Genomic DNA, 19,453 nt, shown 5'->3' with positions numbered 1-19,453 from the left:
ATCTCCTCGATGTCGGGACGGTGGGCGCCCCAAAATAGGGGGCGCCCCTCCGTGGCCCCTGGGATCAGGCGATGTCGTCCCGCGCCGCGCGCGCGGCCGCCGACGCGAGGCGCGACACCTCCTCGTCGTCGAGCACGAGCTGCCCGGCGGGCATCAGCTGCCGGATCTGCCGCGCCGTCCGCGCGCCCACGAGCGCGCTCGCCACCCCGCGCCGCCCGAGCACCCACGCGATGGCGACCTGGGCGACGGTGACGCCGCGGAGCCGGGCGACCTCCTCGGCGGCCCGCACCGTGGCGTGCCCGCCCGGCGTCATGTACTGCTCGGCGTCGAGCGCGCGGGCGGACGGCACCGCGGGCGCGCCCGGCAGGTACTTGCCCGTGAGGAAGCCCTTCGCGAGCACGCTGTGCGCGACGAGGCCGACGCCCTCCTGGCGGACGACGGCCTGCATCCGGCCCTCCGCGCGGTCGCGGGCGAGCAGGCTGTACTCCTCCTGCACCACGCCGACGGGCACGGCGCCGGATGCGTGCGCCAGCGCGAGGGCCTGCTCCAGTCGCTCGGGGGTGAAGCCCGAGACGCCGACGAGCCGCGCCTTGCCGTCCTTCACGAGGTCGGACAGCGCGGCGACGGTCTCCTCGAGCGGGGTGCGGGTGTCGTCGAGGTGCGCGTGCACGACGTCGACGTGGTCCGTCCGGAGGCGTCGCAGCGACGCGTCGACCCCGCGACGCACGGACGCGGCGGACGTGCCCGGCGCGTCCCGGCTCTTGCCGACCTTGGTGCCGACGACGACCTCGTCGCGGCAGCCGCGCGCGGCCAGCCAGCCGCCGATGATCGCCTCCGACTCACCGCCCGCGTGCCCGGGCACCCACTGCGAGTAGGACGAGGCGGTGTCGACGAACGTGCCGCCCTCCTCGCGGTAGGCGTCGAGGATCGCCCACGCCTCGTCGCGGTCGGCGGTCCAGCCGAAGCCGCTCGTGCCGAGGCCGAGGGTGGAGACGACGACTCCGGAGGTGCCGAGGGCACGCGTCGAGGGGCCGGGGGCGGCGGGGAACATCGGTGGTGGATCCAGGTCGTCGGGCGCGCGGGCGACGCTGCCCGCGCGGGCGGGCCCCGACGGATGCGGCGGGGCAGACGAACGGCCCCGCGCGAGCGGGGCCGTTCCGTGCGGTGGCGAGTGAGGGATTCGAACCCCCGAAGGCTGAGCCGTCTGATTTACAGTCAGATCCCTTTGGCCGCTAGGGTAACTCGCCATGCGCACCCGACCTGTGTGATCACGGACCGGAGACGCTCGTCGATGATAGCGGGCGTCGGCCCGGGAACCGAAATCCCGGCCCGGGCCGCCGCCGCATCGCCGAGACACGCGCACGGCGGACGACGGCGGTGCGGTGGATCCGGCCTCGACGGGCGCGACCGGGGCTGACGACGGGCGCCTAGCTGTTCCCCGGCGTCACCGGCGTCGCCGAGCGGCGATCCGCACCGTCGCCGACCGTCACGACGAAGGGGCCAATGCGTACGTGTACTGCATCTCCGAGATGAATCCCGTCAGAGGCACGTAGTACATGACCCTCGAGTCGTAATGGGGCTGGGATTCCTGCATCCCGCCGTGGAGGATCCCGTAGACCGTGACGCCTGCGGTGTCCGCGCCGTCGGCGTTCGGGTCGCTGAAGATGGGAGCGCCGGAGTCGCCGGGGGCGGCTCCGCTGAGGGAGTTCCGCAGCGTCCTCAAGTACGCCCCGGGATTCCCGTACTTCGACCAGAGACAGCTGTAGTCCGTGGTCGCCCCGCTGTGACAGGCCCAGTTCACGTTCGCGGGCATCTCCTCCGCCAGTTGCAGGACGGGGACGGCGCCGACGGCGCGGAGGCGCTGCGAATAGGTGAGCACGGCACTGAAGGCACGCGGCTCGTAGTGGTAGTTGATGTAGTACACGGTGTGGGAACCCGACCCGGTGTGATGCCGCATGGGCACGGCCTTGGGGGGCACGGTGACGATCATCATGTCGTAGGCGTTCGACACCCACGAGACCTCCCCGACCATGTGGCCGTTGACGTCGACCCGGTCATAGCGATCGCCGCAGTGCGCGGTGGTGGTGACATACCGCGTGGCCCGTTCGTAGGGGGTGGCGTTCGCCCGGAGCCCCCGCTTCGTCAGGACGAACCCCGCCGTGCAGCTCTTCGTCTGTCGAGAGCTCGCGTTGAGGACCTGCAGCTGCGTGCCGCCGACGATGCGGTCGCCGTTCAGACGCTCCGGCTCGGTCGCCGAGGCTCGATCCGCGCCCACCATGCCGAGCCCCGAGACCAGCGCCAGGATGACCAGGGCGGAGGACAACCGGCCCCAGAGGCCGAGGCGTCTCATAGGTCGGCTCCCGTGATGAGGGCGCCAGCGGCACCTGCGCTGGTCGTCGTCGCGATCGATGGTCGTGGCATGTGGGACTCCTGTCTGGGCGTGGTCGTGCGATGGATGTGCGTGTCGTGTGGCAGGGAGGTCGCGGAGGGACCGCGGGTGTGCCGGATGGGCACCCGCTCCGTCGGGCTGGCATGCGCCCGGAGACCCCTCTCGGCCATCACGAACCCCGCCGTGCAGAGCCCGGCTTCGTGGTGGTCCGTCCGGCGGAAGAGCGACTGGGTGCCCCCGAACACGCGATCGCTGTCCAGCCGCTCTATTCGGCATCGCCGTCCATCGACTGCTCAAGGCTGGAGACCACGGGGAACGCGGCATCCGGCGCCGGAGCCACGGACTCGATGATGTCCGAACCGTCCACGCGGAGGACCGCGTCGACCGCCGCACCGTTCGCATCCACGGCCTCCGGAACGAGGAACCGCGTCCCCACCTGGTCGTCCGCGTCCTCCACCGCGACGGAGCCGTCGTCGCGGACGACCGCATGGAAGCCGTCCGGGATGTTGACGGAGAAGCGGTACTCCCTCGCCGAATCCGCCGACGGCACACGCGTCAGCACCTGCATGCCGGTGTCCTCGCTGAAGCCGGAGAGCACGGTGTCGTCGACACGGGTGGAGACCACCGCAGCCCCTGAGCCGTGGAAGATGCCCCCGGGGACCGTGGCCGGATCGACGACGTCGTCCGTTCCGTCTCCGGGCAGCGAGAGGGCGAACGCGTCGGGCGACGACGTCCCGTCGTCCGAGGGCGTGTCCGACGACGACGGATCCGGCTGCTCCACCACGAGCTCCGCGGACCGATCACCGGCGGGCGTCGACCCCGCCCCCTCATCGCCGGTCGACGGCCCCTTCTCCTCACCGGCATGCGCCACCCCCACCGAGAGGGCGCTCACGATGATGACGCCCGCGGCGCCGGCGAGGGTCCACTTCCCGACTGTTCGACTTCTCATGTGAAACTCCTTGTTCCTGTGCGTGATCGCGCGTGATGCGCAGGTTCTCTTCGAGGTGGGACGCATCGGTGCGGCATGACCGTGCCGTGCCGCACACGCCACGGACGCGGCTCTGCCGGCGCCGGACATGGGCGGATCCGCGACATATCGACGTGATGGAGCTCGTGGACGTCGTCCATGTCTCGGGCCGAGATGATTCCGTACGCAGTGACTCCGTTCGGATTCGCACCGTCAGCGTCCGGGTCGCTGAACACCGACCCACCGGAATCGCCTGACATCGAGCCGCTGGCGCTGCTCTGGGCGGCCAGGAGCCACCGACTCGGATCGGCGTCTTCGGTGTCGGCATTCCTTGGGCAGCTGACTCCCGAGACGGTGCCACTCGCACATGGATGTCGGGCGCCGGCTGGGGCTGCGTCCGAGTGGTTCGACACGGGAACGGTCCCATATCCACGGAGCCGAGGCGGGAACGTGAGGACCCTGCCGGAAGCCCGGGGGGCCGGGCCCCGACGATGCTCGTCGGCACCGCGCCGGACTCCCCGGCGGCGGACTCCCCCATATCCGAAAGCTCCACTTCGGGCGGTGGACGCGATGGCCTCTATGTCCATCACCCCGCAGCTCCCCCGAAACCCGGACCCCTGATCGCAATCCTCAATGTGAACCCCTCCTGATGCGTCCTGTGTGCACGGTAAAGGCGGTGGCGGGGCGTGGGGGCGAGATATCCACACACGGCGTGGATGTCCGGATGCACGCACCTGAATACCTCGCCCCCCTCTTTTTCCTTGGGGCCCGGAATTCCCGGATGGGACAGCTTCCCGAGGCGCAGGAATAGCCGTTCCCGCACCGACATCACGCAGTCGGTCCGAATCCGATGCCTCCGCCCGGCCGGGTATCCACGTTCCGCGAGCGCGGCGATTCACCTCGCAGAGCCGCTCGACGCTCCGCGTCGCGACTCCGGCCTCCTGCCGTTACCCTCGACACAGCCAACGGAAGGAGTCCATCGTGGACAGCTCGTTCGACGTCGTCAGCAAGGTCGACCGCATGGAGGCGGACAACGCCGTCCACCAGACCCAGAAGGAGGTGGAGCAGCGCTACGACTTCAAGAACGTGGGCGCCTCCATCGAGTGGAGCGGCGACACCATCCTCATGAAGGCCTCCAGCGAGGAGCGCGTGAAGGCGATCCTCGACGTGCTGCAGTCGAAGATGATCAAGCGCGGCATCGGCCTCAAGAGCCTGGAGGAGGGCGAGCCCTTCGCCTCCGGCAAGGAGTACCGGATCGAGGTCACCCTCAAGCAGGGCATCGACCAGGCGAACGCGAAGAAGCTCGGCAAGATCATCCGCGACGAGGGCCCCAAGGGCATCAAGAGCCGCGTCGAGGGCGACGAGCTCCGCGTCTCGAGCAAGAGCCGCGACGAGCTGCAGCAGACCATCGCGCTGCTGAAGGGCGCCGACGTGGATCTCGACCTGCAGTTCGTCAACTTCCGCTGATCCGCGTGCCCGCGGGCGGCCGCCGGTCGCCCGAGCCGGCCGCGTCCGCCGCGCGCCGGGCCCGTCGGCGGAGCGCTCCCGCCGGTTAGACTCCGCCTGATGGATCCCTCGATGACCACCCTCGTCCTCGCGGGGCTCGCGGTCGTCGTCGACTTCATCGTGCGCGTGGTGGCGCTGCTCGTCATCCCCCGCAACCGCCGGCCGTCCACCGCGATGGCGTGGCTGATGGCCATCTTCTTCCTGCCGTACCTCGGCATCTTCCTGTTCCTGCTCATCGGATCCACGCGGCTGCCCAAGCGGCGGCGCGAGAAGCAGCAGGAGATCAACCGGTTCATCGTCGAGTCGACCGAGGGCATCGAGCGGGTCACCCGCGAGCACTCCTGGCCGTCGTGGCTCGACTCCGTCGTGGAGCTCAACCTCACCCTGGGGTCGATGCCGCTCGTCGGCGGCAACCGGGCGAAGCTCTACAGCCACTACGACGAGTCCATCCAGGCCATGACCGACGAGGTCGAGAAGGCCACGCGGTACGTGCACGTCGAGTTCTACATCCTCGCCTGGGACGTGACCAGCGCCCCGTTCTTCGACGCGCTCGAGCGCGCGGTGCAGCGCGGCGTGACCGTGCGCGTGCTGCTCGACCACATCGCGTCGCTGCGCTCGCCCGGCTACCGGCGCACCACCCGCAAGCTCACCGAGATCGGCGCGCTCTGGCACCTGATGCTCCCCGTGCAGCCGCTGCGCGGGCGGTACCAGCGGCCCGACCTCCGCAACCACCGCAAGGTGCTCGTCGTCGACGGCCGCGTGGGCTTCATGGGCTCGCAGAACATGGTGCACCGCAGCTACAACAAGGTCGTCAACCGCAAGCGCGGCCTCAAGTGGCAGGACCTCATGACCCGGCTCGAGGGCCCGATCGTCAGCGGCCTCAACGCGATCTTCATCACCGACTGGTACGCGGAGACCGACCAGCTGCTGGTGCGCGAGACCGAGCCGATCGAGATCGCCGCGACGGGCGACGACGAGGCGCTCGACTGCCAGGTCGTCCCGTCCGGCCCCGGGTTCCCCGGCGAGAACAACCTGCGCCTGTTCAACGCGCTGCTCTACTACGCGCAGGAGCGCATCGTCATCACGTCGCCGTACTTCGTGCCCGACGACTCGATGCGGTACGCCATCACGACCGCCGTGCAGCGCGGGCTCTCGGTGGAGCTGTTCGTGAGCGAGATCGGCGACCAGCCCGTCGTCTACCACGCGCAGCGCTCCTACTACGAGGAGCTGCTCAACGCGGGCGTGCGCATCTGGATGTACCGGGCGCCCTACATCCTGCACAGCAAGCACTTCACGATCGACGACGACGTGGCCGTCATCGGCTCCAGCAACATGGACATGCGGTCGTTCAGCCTCAACATGGAGGTGTCGCTGATGGTGCGCGGCCCCGGTTTCGTGCGCGAGATGCGCCGCGTCGAGGACGGCTACCGGGCACGCAGCCGCGAGCTGACCCTCGACGAGTGGAGCCGCCGCACGCGCTTCAGCACCGTGCTCGACAATCTCGCGCGGCTGACCTCGGGCGTGCAGTAGCCGCCGAGGGCGCCGCACCCGCGAGGGCCGGTCGCGCCGGGGTCAGTCGTCCGCGGTCGCGGTGCTGTCGGCCCGCGGATCCGCCTGCTCGTGAGCGATGGCACGTTCGAGCACGGCCTGCAGGAGCGCGTGCAGCTGCGAGTCACCCGACGCGCCGTCGGCGTCGTCACCCGCGATGTCGCGGCGGACCTGGTCGCCGACCCGCCAGATGACGGGGAGCATGTCGCGCCCGGCGTCGGTGAGGCCGACCGAGAGGCGGCGCTCGTCGGTCGTGTCGCGGAAGCGGGTGACGTAGCCGAAGACCTCGAGGCGCTTCAGCAGCGGCGAGAGCGTGCCGGGCGTGAGGTGCAGCTTCTCCGCGAGGTCGACGACGGCCTGCGGCTCCTCCATGTCGAGCGCCAGGAGCACCAGGTACTGGGGATGCGTGAGGTTGAGCGGCTGCAGGAGCGGCCGGTAGAGCGAGACCACCGCGCGCGAGGCGGCCGCCAGGAGGACTCCCGTCTCGTCTTCCAGGAGTGCGAGCGATCTCTGTGCCATGTCATTTCCTCTGGATCGTCAGTACGTCGATGCCGGGGTCTTGGACACTTCCTCCACCGTACGCCTCTCGTAGCGCGAGGGGACCCACGCACAGACGATCATCGGCCGGGGTCGTCGCACGCTCACGCGAGCGTAGTGGGAGCGCCGGCCACCAGGAGCGCGCCGAGCACGAGCCACGGGCCGAACGGGACGGCCGTCGACGCCCGCGCGCGGCCCCCGACCAGGAGGGCGAGCGCGGCGACGCCGCCGAGGAGCGTGCCCACCGCGAGGCCCAGGGCGACGTGCGCGAGCCCCAGCTGCCCGAGCGCAAGACCCAGGACGCCCGCGAGCTTCACGTCGCCCGAGCCGAGGCCGCCGGCGGTCGCGGCCTGCAGGAGCGCGAGCACGACGACGGCGGCGGCTCCGCATCCGACCGCCTGCAGCAGGAGCCCGGATCCGCCCGTGACGAGCGCCAGGGCCGACGCCGCCACCGCCGCGGGAGCCGTGGCCCGGTCCGGCAGACGGTGGGCGGCGAGGTCGGCGAGCACGAGCACGGGGCCGACGGCCACGAGCAGCAGCGCGGGCGGGAGGCGCGCGGGCGGGGTCTCCGCGAGCACGAGGGCCGCGAGGATCCCCGTGACGACCGCCGCCACGACCGCGGCGGTGCGTCCGAGGCCGGGGAGCGGATGGAGCGGGCGGGCCTCGAGGCCGTCCGCGCGGCGCCCGCCGGCGAGGGCGACGCGGGCGAGGCGCGGGGACACGGCGCCCACGACAGCGCCCGCGCTGCCGGCCGCGACGAGGAACGCGGGGGCGGGGATCACGCGGCGACCCTAGGGGCTCCCCCGCGCAGCCCGGGCTCGCGGCCCGCGACCTGGGGACGGACGACGGACGGGCGCCCGCGGGAGGACCGCGGGCGCCCGTCGGCGTCGATCAGGGGAGGCGGATCAGGCGGACCGCTGCGACCGGGACGCCTCCAGCATCTCCGCGCGCTCGACCACCTTGATGCGCGCGCGCCCGTGCGGGGCGCCGAGGGCGATCTCGTGCTCGTCGAGCGCGTGCCAGCCGGAGAGGTCGGTGTAGTCGATGCCGCGCTCCGCGAGGAGGTCGACGATCGCCTGCTCCTCGGGCGCCTCGGGGGTCCACCAGTCGCCCTGGTCGTTGAGCACGTGCGAGACGGTCTCCATGGCATCGGACTTGGTGTGCCCGATGAGGCCGATGGGGCCGCGCTTGATCCAGCCCGTGGCGTAGACGCCCGGGATGCGCGCGTTGTCCAGGTCGAGCACCTGGCCCTCGTGGTTCGGGATGACGCCGCGGCGCTCGTCGAACGGGATCCCGTCGACGGGCGAGCCGAAGTAGCCGACCGCGCGGTAGACCGCCTGCACGGGCACGTCGCGGAACTCGCCCGTGCCCTCCACGCCGCCCGTGCCGTCGGGCCGGGTGCGCTCGATGCGCAGGGCCGCGACGCGGGGCTCGGCGTCGTCGGACGCGAGCACCTCCGCGGGGCGCGAGTAGAAGTGCAGGTGCAGGCGGCGGGACGCGGATCCGGTCTCGCGCGTGCGCCACTTCTCCAGCACGCGGCTGATGACCATGACCTGCTTGTTGGTCTTCGCGGCCTCCTCGGCGGCGGGATCCACGCCGAAGTCCTCGTCGTAGACGATCACGTCGACGTCGGGCACCTCGCCGAGCTCGCGGAGCTCGAGCGGCGTGAACTTGACCTGCGCCGGTCCGCGGCGGCCGAAGACGTGCACGTCGGTGACGGGCGAGCGCTTGAGGCCGGCGTAGACGTTGTCGGGGATCTCGGTGGGCAGCAGGTCGTCCGCGTGCTTCGACAGCATCCGCGCCACGTCGAGCGCCACGTTGCCGTTGCCTATGACGGCGACCTCCCGGGCCTCGAGCGGCCAGTCGCGCGGGAAGTCCGGGTGGCCGTCGAACCAGTTCACGAAGTCGGCCGCGCCGTACGAGCCCGGCAGGTCGATGCCGGGGATGTCGAGCTCGGCGTCGCGGATCGCGCCCGTGGAGAAGATGACCGCGTTGTAGTGCTTCTGCAGGTCCTCCAGCGTGATGTCGCGGCCGTAGTCGACGTTGCCGAAGATGCGGATGTCGCCGCGGTCGAGCACGTCGCGCAGCGCGCCGATGATGCCCTTGATGCGCGGGTGGTCGGGCGCGACGCCGTAGCGGACCAGGCCGTAGGGCGCGGGGAGCCGCTCGAAGAGGTCGATGGAGACGTCGAACTGCTTCTCGGCCTTCAGGATGATGTCGGCCGCGTAGATGCCCGCGGGCCCTGCGCCCACGATGGCCAGCCTCAGCTTGGTCACTGGTGTCCTCTTCGTTCGTCGTCGTCGTCCCGTGCCGGCCGTCGGGGCGTGGTGATGCGGATCCCCGCGAGAGCCGGCGGGGACGAGCGGCAGCTAGCGCGTGCGCTCGACGATGGTGTCGGCGAAGCGCGTGAGCGCCTTCTTCACCGGGCCCTCCGGGAGGGGCGCGAGCGCGTCGACCGCCTCGGCGGCCCAGCGGTGGGCCTCCGCGATGGTGCGCGCCGTGACCTCGTGGTCGCGGAGCTCCGCGATGGCGGCGGTGAGGTCGGCCTCGGTCTCGGGCGTCTCCTCGTGCTCCACGTCGCGCTGGATGCGGGCGAGCAGCGCCGCCGCGTCCGGGTCGGTGGCCGCGAGGCGGGTCAGGTAGAGCAGCGGCAGCGTGGCGACGCCCGCGCGCAGGTCGGTGCCGGCGAGCTTGCCGGTCTCCTCGGGCTGGTCGGCGAGGTCGAGCACGTCGTCGACGAGCTGGAAGGCCACGCCCGTGCGCTCGCCGAACGCGACGACGGCCGACTCGAGCTCGGGATCCGCGCCCGAGTAGATGACGCCCATCTGCGCGGCGCACGCGATGAGGGAGCCGGTCTTGTCGGCCAGGACGTCGAGGTAGTGCTCGATGGGGTCCTGGCCCTCGCGCGGGCCGATGGTCTCGTGCAGCTGGCCGAGCACGAGCCGCTCGAAGGTGGCCGCCTGGAGGCGGATGGCGCGCGGCCCCAGGTCGGCGACGATCTTGCTGGCGCGCGCGAAGAGCAGGTCGCCCGCGAGGATGGCGATGGAGTTGCCCCACACGGCCTGCGCGCTCGGGACGCCGCGGCGCATGTCCGCCTCGTCCATGACGTCGTCGTGGTACAGCGACGCGAGGTGGGTGATCTCGATGGCGACCGCCGCGTCCACCACCTGCTGCGTGTTGCCCTCGCCGAGCTGGGCGATGAGGAGGGCGAGCATCGGGCGCACGCGCTTGCCGCCCGCGTCGAGCAGGTAGCGCGTGGTGACGTCGGCCACGTCGTCGGCGAAGCGGACCTCGCGGAGGAGCTGCTCCTCGACGAGGGCGAGGCCGTCGTCGATGCTGCGGGCCATGCGGCGGTCGCCCGACGACGCGAAGAGGCGCTCGGTGAGGCTGGCATGGGAGGCGACGGAGGTGCCGCGGCGGGCGAGCGGGATGCTCGGACTCATGATGGGCGACCTTGTCTGTGGTGGGTCACGCGCCGGTCAGGACGCGGCGGGCCGGGGAGCCGCGGCGTGGCGGCCGACGGGCTTGACGCCGCGGTGCAGCGCGACGATCCCCGCTGTGAGGTTACGGTGCTCGACCGACGAGAATCCAGCCGAGCGCAGCCACGAGCTCAGCGTCTCCTGGTCGGGCCAGGCCTGGATCGACTCGTTGAGGTACTCGTACGCGCTGGCGTTGGAGCTCACGAGCTTCACGAGCGAGGGCGCGACGGCCTTCATGTAGAGGTCGTAGCCGCGGCGGACGAGCGGCACGGGCGGGGTGCTGAACTCGCAGATGACGATGCGGCCGCCGGGCTTGAGCACGCGGAACAGCTCGTCGAGGCCCTTCTTCGGCTCGACGACGTTGCGGAGGCCGAAGGAGATGGTGACGGCATCGAAGGAGTCGTCGTCAAAGGGGAGGCCGGTGGCGTCCGCGTGGACGAACTCGATGCGCGGGTTCCCCGCGTGGCGGCGGCGACCGACCTCGAGCATGCCCTCGGAGAAGTCGGCGGCGACGACGTGGGCGCCGGACGCGGCGAGCGCGGCGCTCGAGGTGCCGGTGCCCGCGGCGAGGTCGAGGATCCGCTCGCCCGCGACGGGCGCGACGGCCCGCGTGGTGGCGACCCGCCAGAGCTGGTCGTTGCCGACCGAGAGGAGGGTGTTCGTGCGGTCGTACGCGCTCGACACCTCGTCGAACATCGCCGACACCTGGCCGGGCTTCTTGCTGAGGTCTGCGCGCATCACCCGTTCAGTCTATTCGGGCGCGCTGGGCACGCGGTGGGCGGCGGCCGGATGCCCAGGGGCCGAACAGGGGTCGGGGGCGGCGGGGGTCGCGAGGGGTCGCCGACGGGGGCGCCGGCTCCCCGGGGAGGCCCGGATCCCCGGCGGTAGGCTGGCATCCGTGACCGCCACCCGCGTCCGAGCGCTCCTCGTCGACACCACCCCCGTCGACTCCATCGCCCGGCTCGTCCCCCTCCTCGACGCCCGGCACCCGCTCCTGTGGCTGCGGCACGGATCCGGGATGGGCGGCATCGGCGAGGCGCTCCGGCTCGAGTTCACCGGGCCCCACCGCGTGCGCGACGCCGCCGCCGCATGGCGCGAGGTGGCCGCCGCCGCGACCGTGACGGATCCACTCGGGATCCCCGGCACGGGCCTCATCGCGTTCGGCGCCTTCGCGTTCGCGGACGACTCCGCGGCGGCCAGCGTGCTCGTGGTGCCGCGCGTGGTCGTCGGCCGGCGCGACGGGGTGTCGTGGGTCACGCGGATCCGGCTGGCCGAGCAGGAGGACGGCGACGTCGCCTCCCCGCTCGACGGCCTCGCCGCGGGTTCCGTCCCCGTGCCCGAGCGCTCCGGCGCCGAGTACCGCCTGCACCTGCGGCCCGGATCCATGGGTCCCGACGACTACGAGCGAGCCGTCGCGAGCGCCGTCGCCACCATCGGGACGGGCGAGGTGCAGAAGGTCGTGCTCGCGCGCGACCTCGTGGGCCGCCTCCCCCTCGGCGGCGACCTCCGCCTCGCGCTCAGCCGCTTCGCGCTCGGCTACCCCGACTGCTGGACCTACGCGGTCGACGGCCTCATCGGCGCGAGCCCCGAGACGCTCGTGCGCGTGGGCCGCGGCACGGTCGGGGCGCGCGTCCTCGCCGGCACGGTGTCGCGCGGCGCGGACGCCCGGGCCGACGCCGCCGCGGCGGCGGGCCTCGCCGCCTCCCCCAAGGACAACGAGGAGCACGCGTTCGCGCGCGACAGCGTCCTCGACGCGCTCCGCCCGCACAGCCGCGACCTCTCCACCACCGACGCGCCCTTCACGCTCAAGCTGCCGAACCTGTGGCATCTGGCGAGCGACGTCACGGGCACGCTGGGCGACGGATCCTCGTCGCTCGACCTCGTCGGCGCCCTGCACCCGACCGCCGCGGTCGCCGGGCACCCCACGGCCGCCTCGCTGGAGCTGATCGCCGAGCTCGAGCCCTTCGACCGCGGGCGCTACGCCGGGCCGGTCGGCTGGGTCGCGGCGGACGGCGACGGCGAGTGGGCCATCGCGCTGCGGGGCGCGCAGGTGGATCCGTCAGGCGGCATCGTCGCGCACGCGGGCGCGGGCATCGTCGCGGGATCCGACCCCGAGCGCGAGCGCGCCGAGACGGCGATGAAGTTCCGGCCGGTCGTGGAGGCGCTGGGCTAGGAGGGGTCCGCCGCCGGATCGACGAGGATCACTCGCTCGTCAGACGCGACGCGGCCGGTCCCCGTGGTCGACTCGGCCGATGACCGCATCCGACCGCACCCTCCCGATCGACGGCCTCGTGAACGCCCGCGACCTCGGCGGCATCCGCCTCCGCTCCGGCGGCACGACCCCCACGGGCGTCCTCGCCCGCTGCGAGGACGCCGACCTCATCACCGACGCCGGTTGGGAGCGCCTGCGCGAGCTCGGCTTCCGCACGGTGCTCGACCTCCGCCAGCCGCTCGAGCGCGCCCGCGACTCGCGTCCACGGCCCGAGTGGATCCAGGTGGTGCACGTCGACCTCGACGGCCTCGACGACCACCCGGACTTCTGGGTGCCCTACTGGGACACCGGCCTCGTCGGCACGCCGCTCTACTACCTGCCGCACCTCGCCGCGCTGCCGGAGCGCGCCGGATCCGCGCTGCGGGCCATCGCGCACGCCCCCGCCGGCGGCGTCCTCTTCCACTGCGGCGCCGGCCGGGACCGCACGGGCCTCATCGCGCTGCTGCTGCTCCTCGCCGTGGGTGCCGAGCCGGACGACATCGTCGACGACTACCTGGCCACGATCCGCCTGGGCCCGGAGCGGTCGGCGAACTCCGGCGAGCAGGACCTGGAGCCCGCGATCGCGGACTTCCTCGCCGAGCGCGGCACCACGAGCGAGGGGGCGTTCCGCGAGGCGATGGCGGGGATCGACCTCGACGCGCTCTTCGCCGCGGCCGGGCTCACGGACCCGGAGCGCGAGGCGCTGCGGACGTGGCGGGGCTCGCTCCCGGCCTGACGTCCGACGGCGCGACGCGGACTCCGCCCAGCCGGCCGCCTCAGGTCGCCGACACCGCGATCAGCAGGACCGCACCGGTCGCGAGCGCGGTCGACGCGAGCCGGCGGACACTCACCCGCTCACCCATCGCGATCCACGCGACGACCCCCGACAGGACGATGCTCGTGCTCCGCAGCGCCGCGACCTCGCCGACGGGCGCGTGCTCCAGCGCGAGGAGGCTGAGCACGTAGGAGAGCGGCATCAGCACGCCGACGGCCGCGGCCAGCCCGAGGCGGCGCCGGTCGCGGAGCGCCGCACGACCGAGGTGCCGCCGGGCGGCGACGGTGATCATGCCCAGCTGCAGCACCGCGACCACCGCGTAGTACGGCACGGGCGGGATGCCCCAGCTGACGACCACGGCCGCGTCCCACAGCGTGTACCCGGCGATGACGACGCCGGTGAGCGCGCCCCAGCCGACGCCTCCCCCGGGGCCCCGGCCGGGTCCGTCGCCGAGGAGCAGCAGCACCGAGACGGCGATGAGGAGCACCCCGAGGCCCGAGGCGAGGCCGAGGCGCTGGCCGAACAGGATCACGCCGAGCACCGCGACCAGCACGGGCGCGAGGCCGCGCGACACCGGGTACACGACGCTCACCTCCGCGCGCCGGTAGCCGGCCTGGAGCACCAGGCTGTAGCCGCCGTGCAGGACGGCGCCCACCGCGCCGGCGCCGAGCCACGACCACGCGGGGACGAGCCCCTGCGCGAGCACGATCACGACCGCGACGGGGATCGCGACCAGCGCGCCGATCACGGTGCACAGCCACACGAACGCCGTGCCGCCGGCCGCGCCCGTCTTGCTGAGCGCGTTCCAGCCGGTGTGCGCGACGGCGGATCCGAGCGCGAGCGCGATGCCCAGCATGCGTCCCCCGATCGCGCGGGTCGGCGCCCGCCCTCCGACGGTACCGGCGAGGCGTCGCGGACCCTGGCCGACCCGCTACCGGACCAGCGGCACCTCGATGAGCAGCGGCGCATCCGACGCGGTCGTGAGCGCCGCCTCGAGCTCCCCGTGTGTGGCGGCACGCAGGTGCGTCCACTCGTAGGCGCGGGCGAGGGCCGCGAGGTCCACGCGCTGCGGCGTGAACATGACGCGATCGATGGCGTCGGGAGCGGCCGTGCGGGACACCTCGAGGCCGTCGAAGATGGTGCCGCCGCCGTCGTTGCCGACGATGACCTGAATGCGCGGCACCCGCTCGCCCGTGCCGAGGAGCAGCGAGCCGACGTCGTGCAGGAGCGTGAGGTCGCCGACGAGCACGCGCGTGACGCCCGCGGCGGCCGTGCCGGATCCGGCCTGCGAGGCGAGCGCGATGCCGAGGCCCGTGGAGATGGTTCCGTCGATGCCCGCGAGCCCGCGGTTGGCGTGCACGCGCACGCGCTTGCCGGGGAGCGCGCGGTCGGCCTCGCGGATGAGGCGCGACGCCCCGAGCACGAGCCGGTCGTGCGGCCAGGTGGCCTGCCAGACGGCGCGCACCAGGCTGCGGCGCGTGACGTCGGCGCGCACGGCGGCGAGCTCGGCCTTCGCGAAGTCGCGACGCTCGGCGGGCGTGGTGCCGGAGGGGACGCGCGGCGTGGACTCCGCGGCGGTGGCCGCGTCGAGGATCGCCCGGCTCTCCTGCACCCAGGTGCCGAGCCAGCGCCGGGCGTCGGCCGGATCCGCGGGCTCGCCGACCACGCGCACGGCGGCGGGGTGAGCGGTGACGCGGTGGCGCGGGTCGTAGTCCTCGCCGCCGGTGGATCCGACGACGATCGCCTCGACGCCCTCCCGCCCGACGAGCAGCGGGACCTCGCGCGTGAGCGTGGGGTGGCCGAACACGATCACGCGTTCGACGCGGTCGCCGAAGCCGGGGCGGGCGAGCAGCTCGCGGAAGGAGACGACGAGGTTCGGGCCGAAGTGGGATCCGCTGGATATCTCCGCGGCGAGCGGCCATCCCCCGGCGCGCGCCAGCTCCTCGGCGGCCTCGCCCGCGGCGTGACCGGCGACGACGAGCGTGCGTGGGCCGTGCGGGAGGTCGAGGACGTCGGCGGCAGGCGGGGTCGCGGGTGCGTCAGCGGAGGCGGCAACGGCGGTTACGTCAGCGGCGGCGGCAGCGGCGCGCGCCTCCGCGGTGGCCTCGGCGAGGTCGGGCACCGCGACCGAGAGCGGATCCCGGAACGCCGCGTTCACGTGCACGGGCGTGCGCTCGTCGCGCGCCCGGCGGTAGGCGTCGCGGGCGATGCGCGCGTCCTGCGCGAGGTCGTCGTCGGTGCCCTCGGGCGCCGGCACGTCGACGCACGCGACGCGCTCGCCGAACATGCCCGGCTGCCGCGTGGTCTGGTTGCTGGCGATGCCGCGGAGCTCGGCGGGCCGGTCGGCCGTGAGCAGGAGCATCGGGACGCCCGAGTGCCATCCCTCGAGGACGGCCGGGTGCAGGTTCGCGACGGCGGTGCCGGAGGTGGTGATGACGGGCGCGGGCCGGCCGGACTCGACGCCGAGGCCGAGCGCGAGGAACGCGGCCGCGCGCTCGTCGATGCGCACGTGCAGGCGGACGCCGTGGACGCGCTCCAGCTCGGCGGCGACGAGCGCGAGGGCCTGGGAGCGGGATCCGGGGCAGAGCACCACGTCGGTGACGCCCTCGCGCACGAGCGCCAGCAGCATCGCGAGCGCGCGGTCGGTGGAGGGGTTGCCGGTGCGGGGCGGGGCGACGGCGGACGGGACGGGGAGGGAGTCGGCGGCGGTCACCGGGTCAGGAGTCCCGGCGACCGGGGGCGCCGCGGTCCTCGTCGCCATCGGGGCTCGGGCGCGGGGCCGTGCCCGTGCCGCCCGAGGACGCGGGGCCGTCGGCGTCGGGACCGGCGCCGTCGCTGTCGAGGTCAGCGAGCTCCTGCTCGAGGCGGCGGATGCGCTCCTGCTCCGAGCGGGCGCGGCCGAGGTTCGAGAGGAAGTCGGGGTCGTCGTCCGGGCCGAGGCGACGGCCGGAGGAGCGGGCGAGGTCGGTTCGGTCCTTGCCGACGGTGAGCCAGAGGATGCCGCCGATGACAGGCACGAGGACGACCACGGCGATCCACGCCGGCTTGGGGAGGCCGCGCATGCGGGTCCGCGGCGTCATCGCGGTGTCCACGATGACGAAGACCGTGAAGAACACGATCACGACGGCGAGACCGATCAGCAGGCGGGGCATCTGTCGATGGTAGCTCCGCAACCGGGGAGGATGCCGGGCGTCCAGCGGGCGGGAAGGGCATGCGAGCTGTGCGCCTGGCCGGGGTCCCGCCCAGGCGCCCGACCTATGCTGGCCCGGTGAGTTCCCGTCGCTACTGGCTCGTCTACACCGTCCTCCGCGTGCTCATGTTCGCGATCCCGTTCGGCCTCGTGGTCGCGGTGAACGCCGACCTGTGGCCGCTGGCCGCGGTCATCGGCGCGGTGGTGTCGTTCTGCGGGTCCTACATCTTCCTGCGCACGCAGCGCGAGGCCATGGCGGCGGATCTCGCGGCCGTCGCCGCCGGACGCCGCCGTCCCGTCGAGGACGACGACAGCGAAGACGCCGCCATCGACGCGGCCGAGCGCCGGGCCGGCGGGCCCGCATCCGCCGGCACCGCATCCCCCGCCGAGGCCGTGGACGCGGCGAAGCCCCGCGCCGACGGCGAGGCCGCCGCGAAGCCGCGCGCCGACGGCGAGGCCGAGCGCAGCTGACGCCGGTCCGCCGCGCAGAGTCGTCACCCGCCTCCGGGGCGCACCGGGATGATCACCCCGGCCGCGCGGCCCTCGCCTCCGCCTCCGCCCTGGTGCCGTAGAACCGGCTGATGAGCAGCGGGCCGCCGATGCCGTGGAGCAGCAGGCTCCCCACGATGATGAAGCTGGTCGCCGCGAGCACGTCGTAGCCGTCGGACCCGCCGAGGGCGTTGAACGCGATGAGCCCGAAGACGATGGACGCGGCGCCGCGGGGGCCGAGCAGGGCCATGAAGATCCGGTCGCGTCGGGTGGAGCGCGTGCCGATGAGCGCGACCATCACCGGGACGAAGCGTCCGACGGTGAGGGCGAACAGCGCGAGGAGCAGGGCGGGCCACCAGTCGACGGCGCCGCTGGACAGCACCAGGGCGGCGATCCCGAACGCGAACCACAGCAGGAGCGTGAGGAACGACGTGACGTCCTCCACGAGCGGCTTCTCGCTGTGCTCGTCCCACTCCCGACCCCGCGCCAGGCGGAAGGCCACGCCGCAGACGAAGGCGGCCACGAAGCCGTTCCCGTGCACCTCGTGCGCGAACGCGAAGGTCAGGATGGGGAGGGCGAGCAACCCGATGCGGATGCTCTGCGAGTCCGCCCAGCCCCTCGCGCGGGCGACGCGGAACAGCCGGCCGCCTCCCACCCCCACCAGCCCGCCGACGAGGATCGCGATGAGACCCGCGGGTGCGGCGGCGAGGAACGCGGCCACGGCATCCCTCTCGGGACGCGCGGACGTCTGGCTCACGAGCGCGAGCGCGGCGAGCAGCACGGGCGTCACGAGTCCGTCGTTGTATCCGCTCTCGATGTTCAGCCACCGCCGAACCCGGGCGGGGATGCGCGCGTCCCGGACGATGGAGGTCTCGGGCGCGAAGTCGACGGGCGTGGCGATGCAGGCGATGGCCAGGATGACGGGGAGCGACAGGCCGAGCGGGAGCGCGATGCCGACCGCGAGGATGCAGGCCAACGACAGCGGGAGGGCGATGAAGAGCAGGCGCACGGGGATCGCGCTGAGGACGGCGTGCGGCGGGCCCTTCACGTCGATGGCGTCCACGAACAGGAGGAGGGCGAGGACCACCTCCGCGACGACGAGCGCCGCGTCGGAGTCGAAGAACAGGGCGCTCTCCCCGACGACGAACCAGCCGGCGACGGCGCCGAGGATGACCATCAGCAGCGGACCGCTGACGGCGATGCGGCGCAGGCGACGGTGCGTGACGGCCCAGATGAGCAGGGCGCCGGTCACGAGGAGGAGAGCGATCACCCCTGACAGTAGCGGCCGACGCGCGCCGCGCGGCCGACGTCAGAACGCGAACGCCGCCCCGAGCCCGAGGCCGAACGTGAGGGCGGCCATGCTCGTGAGCTGCAGCGAGAGGATCAGCTCCTTCGGGGTGCGGCCGGTGCACGCGATGATCGCGGCCGGCAGCGCCAGCACGAGCGTGAACAGCACCAGCAGCGCCTTCGGGTAGAAGAGGAAGAAGAAGGCCACGACCGCGTAGGCGATCGCGATCTCGATGCAGTAGACGATCCGCGAGCCGCGCGGGCCGAGCCGCACCGCGAGGGTGCGCTTGCCCACCTTCCCGTCCTGCTCGATGTCGCGGATGTTGTTGACCATGAGCACGGCCGCCGCGAACCCGCCGGCCGCGACGCCGCCCAGCCAGCCCTCGCCCGTGATCATGCCGATGAGGATGAACTGCGTGCCCGCCGTGGCGACGAGGCCGAAGAACACGAAGACCACCACGTCGCCGAGGCCCGCGTAGCCGTAGGGGCGCTTGCCGCCCGTGTAGAAGTAGGCCGCGACGATGGCGACCGCACCGACCGCGAGCAGCCACCAATGGCCGGTGATGAGCACGATCGCGAGGCCCGCGACCGCGGCGAGACCGAAGAACGCGAGCGCCACGGTGAGCACGGTGCGGGGCTTCGCGGCGCCGGATCCGGTGAGGCGGGCGGGGCCGACGCGCACGTCGTCGGTGCCGCGGACGCCGTCGGAGTAGTCGTTGGCGTAGTTGACGCCGATCTGCAGCAGCACCGCGACGGCGAGGCAGAGGAGCACCAGGCCGAGGGAGACGCCCTCGTCCGGGCCGAGCGCGCGGGCGGCCCCGGCGCCGATCGCGACGGGGGCGACGGCGAGCGGGAGGGTGCGGATGCGGGCGCCGGAGATCCAGTCGCGCGCGGTGGCCTTCGGGGCCTTCGCCGGGTTCCCCGAGTGCGCCGCCGCGGGCGATCCCGGACGGGTTCGGGCGGAGTTCGAGGGGGCCTGCCGGGTGCGCTTCTTCTTCTGTGCCACGAGGGGCGATCCTACGCGGCGGGGTGCTC

18 protein-coding genes and 1 tRNA gene are annotated in these 19,453 nt (G+C 73.2%); 5 read left to right on the top strand and 14 right to left on the bottom strand.

What is annotated here, in order from left to right:
- Positions 1-64: 64 nt before the first annotated feature.
- From PED38_RS10850 to PED38_RS10835, 4 genes are all read right to left on the bottom strand, one after another.
- Entirely contained in the window at positions 65-1,051 is a 987-nt protein-coding gene (locus tag PED38_RS10850) for an aldo/keto reductase (RefSeq protein WP_270981225.1), read from the bottom strand.
- A gap of 114 nt (positions 1,052-1,165) precedes the next feature.
- Positions 1,166-1,247: transfer RNA gene (locus PED38_RS10845), tRNA-Tyr, on the bottom strand.
- Between the two features lie 239 nt (positions 1,248-1,486).
- Positions 1,487-2,350 carry a hypothetical protein gene (locus PED38_RS10840; protein ID WP_270981224.1) on the bottom strand — a complete coding sequence of 288 codons (864 nt, stop codon included), beginning with the start codon at positions 2,348-2,350 and terminating at the stop codon, positions 1,487-1,489.
- A 304-nt stretch (positions 2,351-2,654) separates the two neighbouring features.
- Positions 2,655-3,467, bottom strand: coding sequence for a hypothetical protein (locus tag PED38_RS10835; RefSeq protein ID WP_270981222.1), 813 nt, complete (start codon positions 3,465-3,467; stop codon positions 2,655-2,657).
- Between the two features lie 867 nt (positions 3,468-4,334).
- Here PED38_RS10835 and PED38_RS10830 point away from each other — a divergent pair.
- Both PED38_RS10830 and cls read left to right on the top strand, forming a co-directional pair.
- A complete protein-coding gene (locus PED38_RS10830) occupies positions 4,335-4,823 on the top strand; it encodes a YajQ family cyclic di-GMP-binding protein (protein ID WP_063071513.1) in 489 nt (162 codons plus the stop codon).
- A gap of 99 nt (positions 4,824-4,922) precedes the next feature.
- Complete coding sequence (gene cls / locus PED38_RS10825; protein ID WP_270981221.1) at positions 4,923-6,392, top strand: cardiolipin synthase; 1,470 nt, start codon at positions 4,923-4,925, stop codon at positions 6,390-6,392.
- Between the two features lie 42 nt (positions 6,393-6,434).
- Here cls and PED38_RS10820 read toward each other — a convergent pair whose 3' ends face one another.
- The 5 genes from PED38_RS10820 to ubiE all read right to left on the bottom strand — a co-directional run bounded on the left by PED38_RS10820 (position 6,435) and on the right by ubiE (position 11,164).
- Positions 6,435-6,929: a MarR family winged helix-turn-helix transcriptional regulator gene (locus tag PED38_RS10820; RefSeq protein ID WP_063071511.1), complete on the bottom strand. Its 495-nt coding sequence runs from the start codon at positions 6,927-6,929 to the stop codon at positions 6,435-6,437.
- 122 nt (positions 6,930-7,051) lie between these two features.
- A complete protein-coding gene (locus PED38_RS10815) occupies positions 7,052-7,729 on the bottom strand; it encodes a prepilin peptidase (RefSeq protein ID WP_270981218.1) in 678 nt (225 codons plus the stop codon).
- Positions 7,730-7,852: 123 nt separating this feature from the next.
- The gene (locus PED38_RS10810) at positions 7,853-9,223 is read right to left on the bottom strand and encodes an FAD-dependent oxidoreductase (RefSeq protein WP_063071509.1); all 1,371 of its coding nucleotides are present in this window, start codon (positions 9,221-9,223) and stop codon (positions 7,853-7,855) included.
- A gap of 93 nt (positions 9,224-9,316) precedes the next feature.
- Positions 9,317-10,390, bottom strand: coding sequence for a polyprenyl synthetase family protein (locus tag PED38_RS10805; protein WP_270981217.1), 1,074 nt, complete (start codon positions 10,388-10,390; stop codon positions 9,317-9,319).
- A gap of 36 nt (positions 10,391-10,426) precedes the next feature.
- The gene (gene ubiE / locus PED38_RS10800) at positions 10,427-11,164 is read right to left on the bottom strand and encodes a bifunctional demethylmenaquinone methyltransferase/2-methoxy-6-polyprenyl-1,4-benzoquinol methylase UbiE (RefSeq protein ID WP_270981396.1); all 738 of its coding nucleotides are present in this window, start codon (positions 11,162-11,164) and stop codon (positions 10,427-10,429) included.
- A 160-nt stretch (positions 11,165-11,324) separates the two neighbouring features.
- On the opposite strand from ubiE, the gene PED38_RS10795 reads away from it, so the two are divergent.
- Together PED38_RS10795 and PED38_RS10790 are read left to right on the top strand one after the other, a co-directional pair.
- Entirely contained in the window at positions 11,325-12,599 is a 1,275-nt protein-coding gene (locus PED38_RS10795) for an isochorismate synthase (RefSeq protein WP_270981216.1), read from the top strand.
- 79 nt (positions 12,600-12,678) lie between these two features.
- On the top strand, positions 12,679-13,413 hold the full coding sequence (locus PED38_RS10790; protein WP_270981215.1) for a tyrosine-protein phosphatase: 735 nt from the start codon (positions 12,679-12,681) through the stop codon (positions 13,411-13,413).
- A gap of 40 nt (positions 13,414-13,453) precedes the next feature.
- Here PED38_RS10790 and PED38_RS10785 read toward each other — a convergent pair whose 3' ends face one another.
- From PED38_RS10785 to PED38_RS10775, 3 genes are all read right to left on the bottom strand, one after another.
- Complete coding sequence (locus PED38_RS10785) at positions 13,454-14,308, bottom strand: DMT family transporter (RefSeq protein ID WP_270981214.1); 855 nt, start codon at positions 14,306-14,308, stop codon at positions 13,454-13,456.
- 75 nt (positions 14,309-14,383) lie between these two features.
- On the bottom strand, positions 14,384-16,165 hold the full coding sequence (gene menD / locus PED38_RS10780; protein ID WP_270981212.1) for a 2-succinyl-5-enolpyruvyl-6-hydroxy-3-cyclohexene-1-carboxylic-acid synthase: 1,782 nt from the start codon (positions 16,163-16,165) through the stop codon (positions 14,384-14,386).
- Between the two features lie 4 nt (positions 16,166-16,169).
- Positions 16,170-16,604 (bottom strand): PLD nuclease N-terminal domain-containing protein, encoded by a 435-nt coding sequence (locus PED38_RS10775; RefSeq protein WP_063071502.1) that lies wholly within the window; start codon positions 16,602-16,604, stop codon positions 16,170-16,172.
- 116 nt (positions 16,605-16,720) lie between these two features.
- Between PED38_RS10775 and PED38_RS10770 the strand changes: the two genes are divergently transcribed.
- Positions 16,721-17,113, top strand: coding sequence for a DUF4229 domain-containing protein (locus PED38_RS10770; RefSeq protein WP_270981210.1), 393 nt, complete (start codon positions 16,721-16,723; stop codon positions 17,111-17,113).
- 52 nt (positions 17,114-17,165) lie between these two features.
- Here the strand turns inward: PED38_RS10770 and PED38_RS10765 are convergent, their stop codons facing one another.
- Positions 17,166-18,401 carry a cation:proton antiporter domain-containing protein gene (locus tag PED38_RS10765; RefSeq protein ID WP_063071500.1) on the bottom strand — a complete coding sequence of 412 codons (1,236 nt, stop codon included), beginning with the start codon at positions 18,399-18,401 and terminating at the stop codon, positions 17,166-17,168.
- Between the two features lie 39 nt (positions 18,402-18,440).
- Positions 18,441-19,424 carry a 1,4-dihydroxy-2-naphthoate polyprenyltransferase gene (locus PED38_RS10760; RefSeq protein WP_270981207.1) on the bottom strand — a complete coding sequence of 328 codons (984 nt, stop codon included), beginning with the start codon at positions 19,422-19,424 and terminating at the stop codon, positions 18,441-18,443.
- Positions 19,425-19,453: the final 29 nt, after the last annotated feature.

The organism is Clavibacter sp. CT19, from assembly GCF_027858075.1.
In the GTDB taxonomy this organism is placed as follows: domain Bacteria; phylum Actinomycetota; class Actinomycetes; order Actinomycetales; family Microbacteriaceae; genus Clavibacter; species Clavibacter tessellarius_A.
Note: the sequence above shows the minus strand (reverse complement) of the source record. Positions and strands in the feature narration are given on the sequence as shown.

Coding starts and splice junctions, on each gene's coding strand:
- PED38_RS10850 (WP_270981225.1), bottom strand. CDS start 1,051: ATGTTCCCCGCCGCCCCCGGCCCCTCGACGCGTGCCCTCGGCACCTCC.
- PED38_RS10840 (WP_270981224.1), bottom strand. CDS start 2,350: ATGAGACGCCTCGGCCTCTGGGGCCGGTTGTCCTCCGCCCTGGTCATC.
- PED38_RS10835 (WP_270981222.1), bottom strand. CDS start 3,467: ATGTCCGGCGCCGGCAGAGCCGCGTCCGTGGCGTGTGCGGCACGGCAC.
- cls (WP_270981221.1), top strand. CDS start 4,923: ATGGATCCCTCGATGACCACCCTCGTCCTCGCGGGGCTCGCGGTCGTC.
- PED38_RS10820 (WP_063071511.1), bottom strand. CDS start 6,929: ATGGCACAGAGATCGCTCGCACTCCTGGAAGACGAGACGGGAGTCCTC.
- PED38_RS10805 (WP_270981217.1), bottom strand. CDS start 10,390: ATGAGTCCGAGCATCCCGCTCGCCCGCCGCGGCACCTCCGTCGCCTCC.
- ubiE (WP_270981396.1), bottom strand. CDS start 11,164: ATGCGCGCAGACCTCAGCAAGAAGCCCGGCCAGGTGTCGGCGATGTTC.
- PED38_RS10790 (WP_270981215.1), top strand. CDS start 12,679: ATGACCGCATCCGACCGCACCCTCCCGATCGACGGCCTCGTGAACGCC.
- PED38_RS10785 (WP_270981214.1), bottom strand. CDS start 14,308: ATGCTGGGCATCGCGCTCGCGCTCGGATCCGCCGTCGCGCACACCGGC.
- PED38_RS10775 (WP_063071502.1), bottom strand. CDS start 16,604: ATGCCCCGCCTGCTGATCGGTCTCGCCGTCGTGATCGTGTTCTTCACG.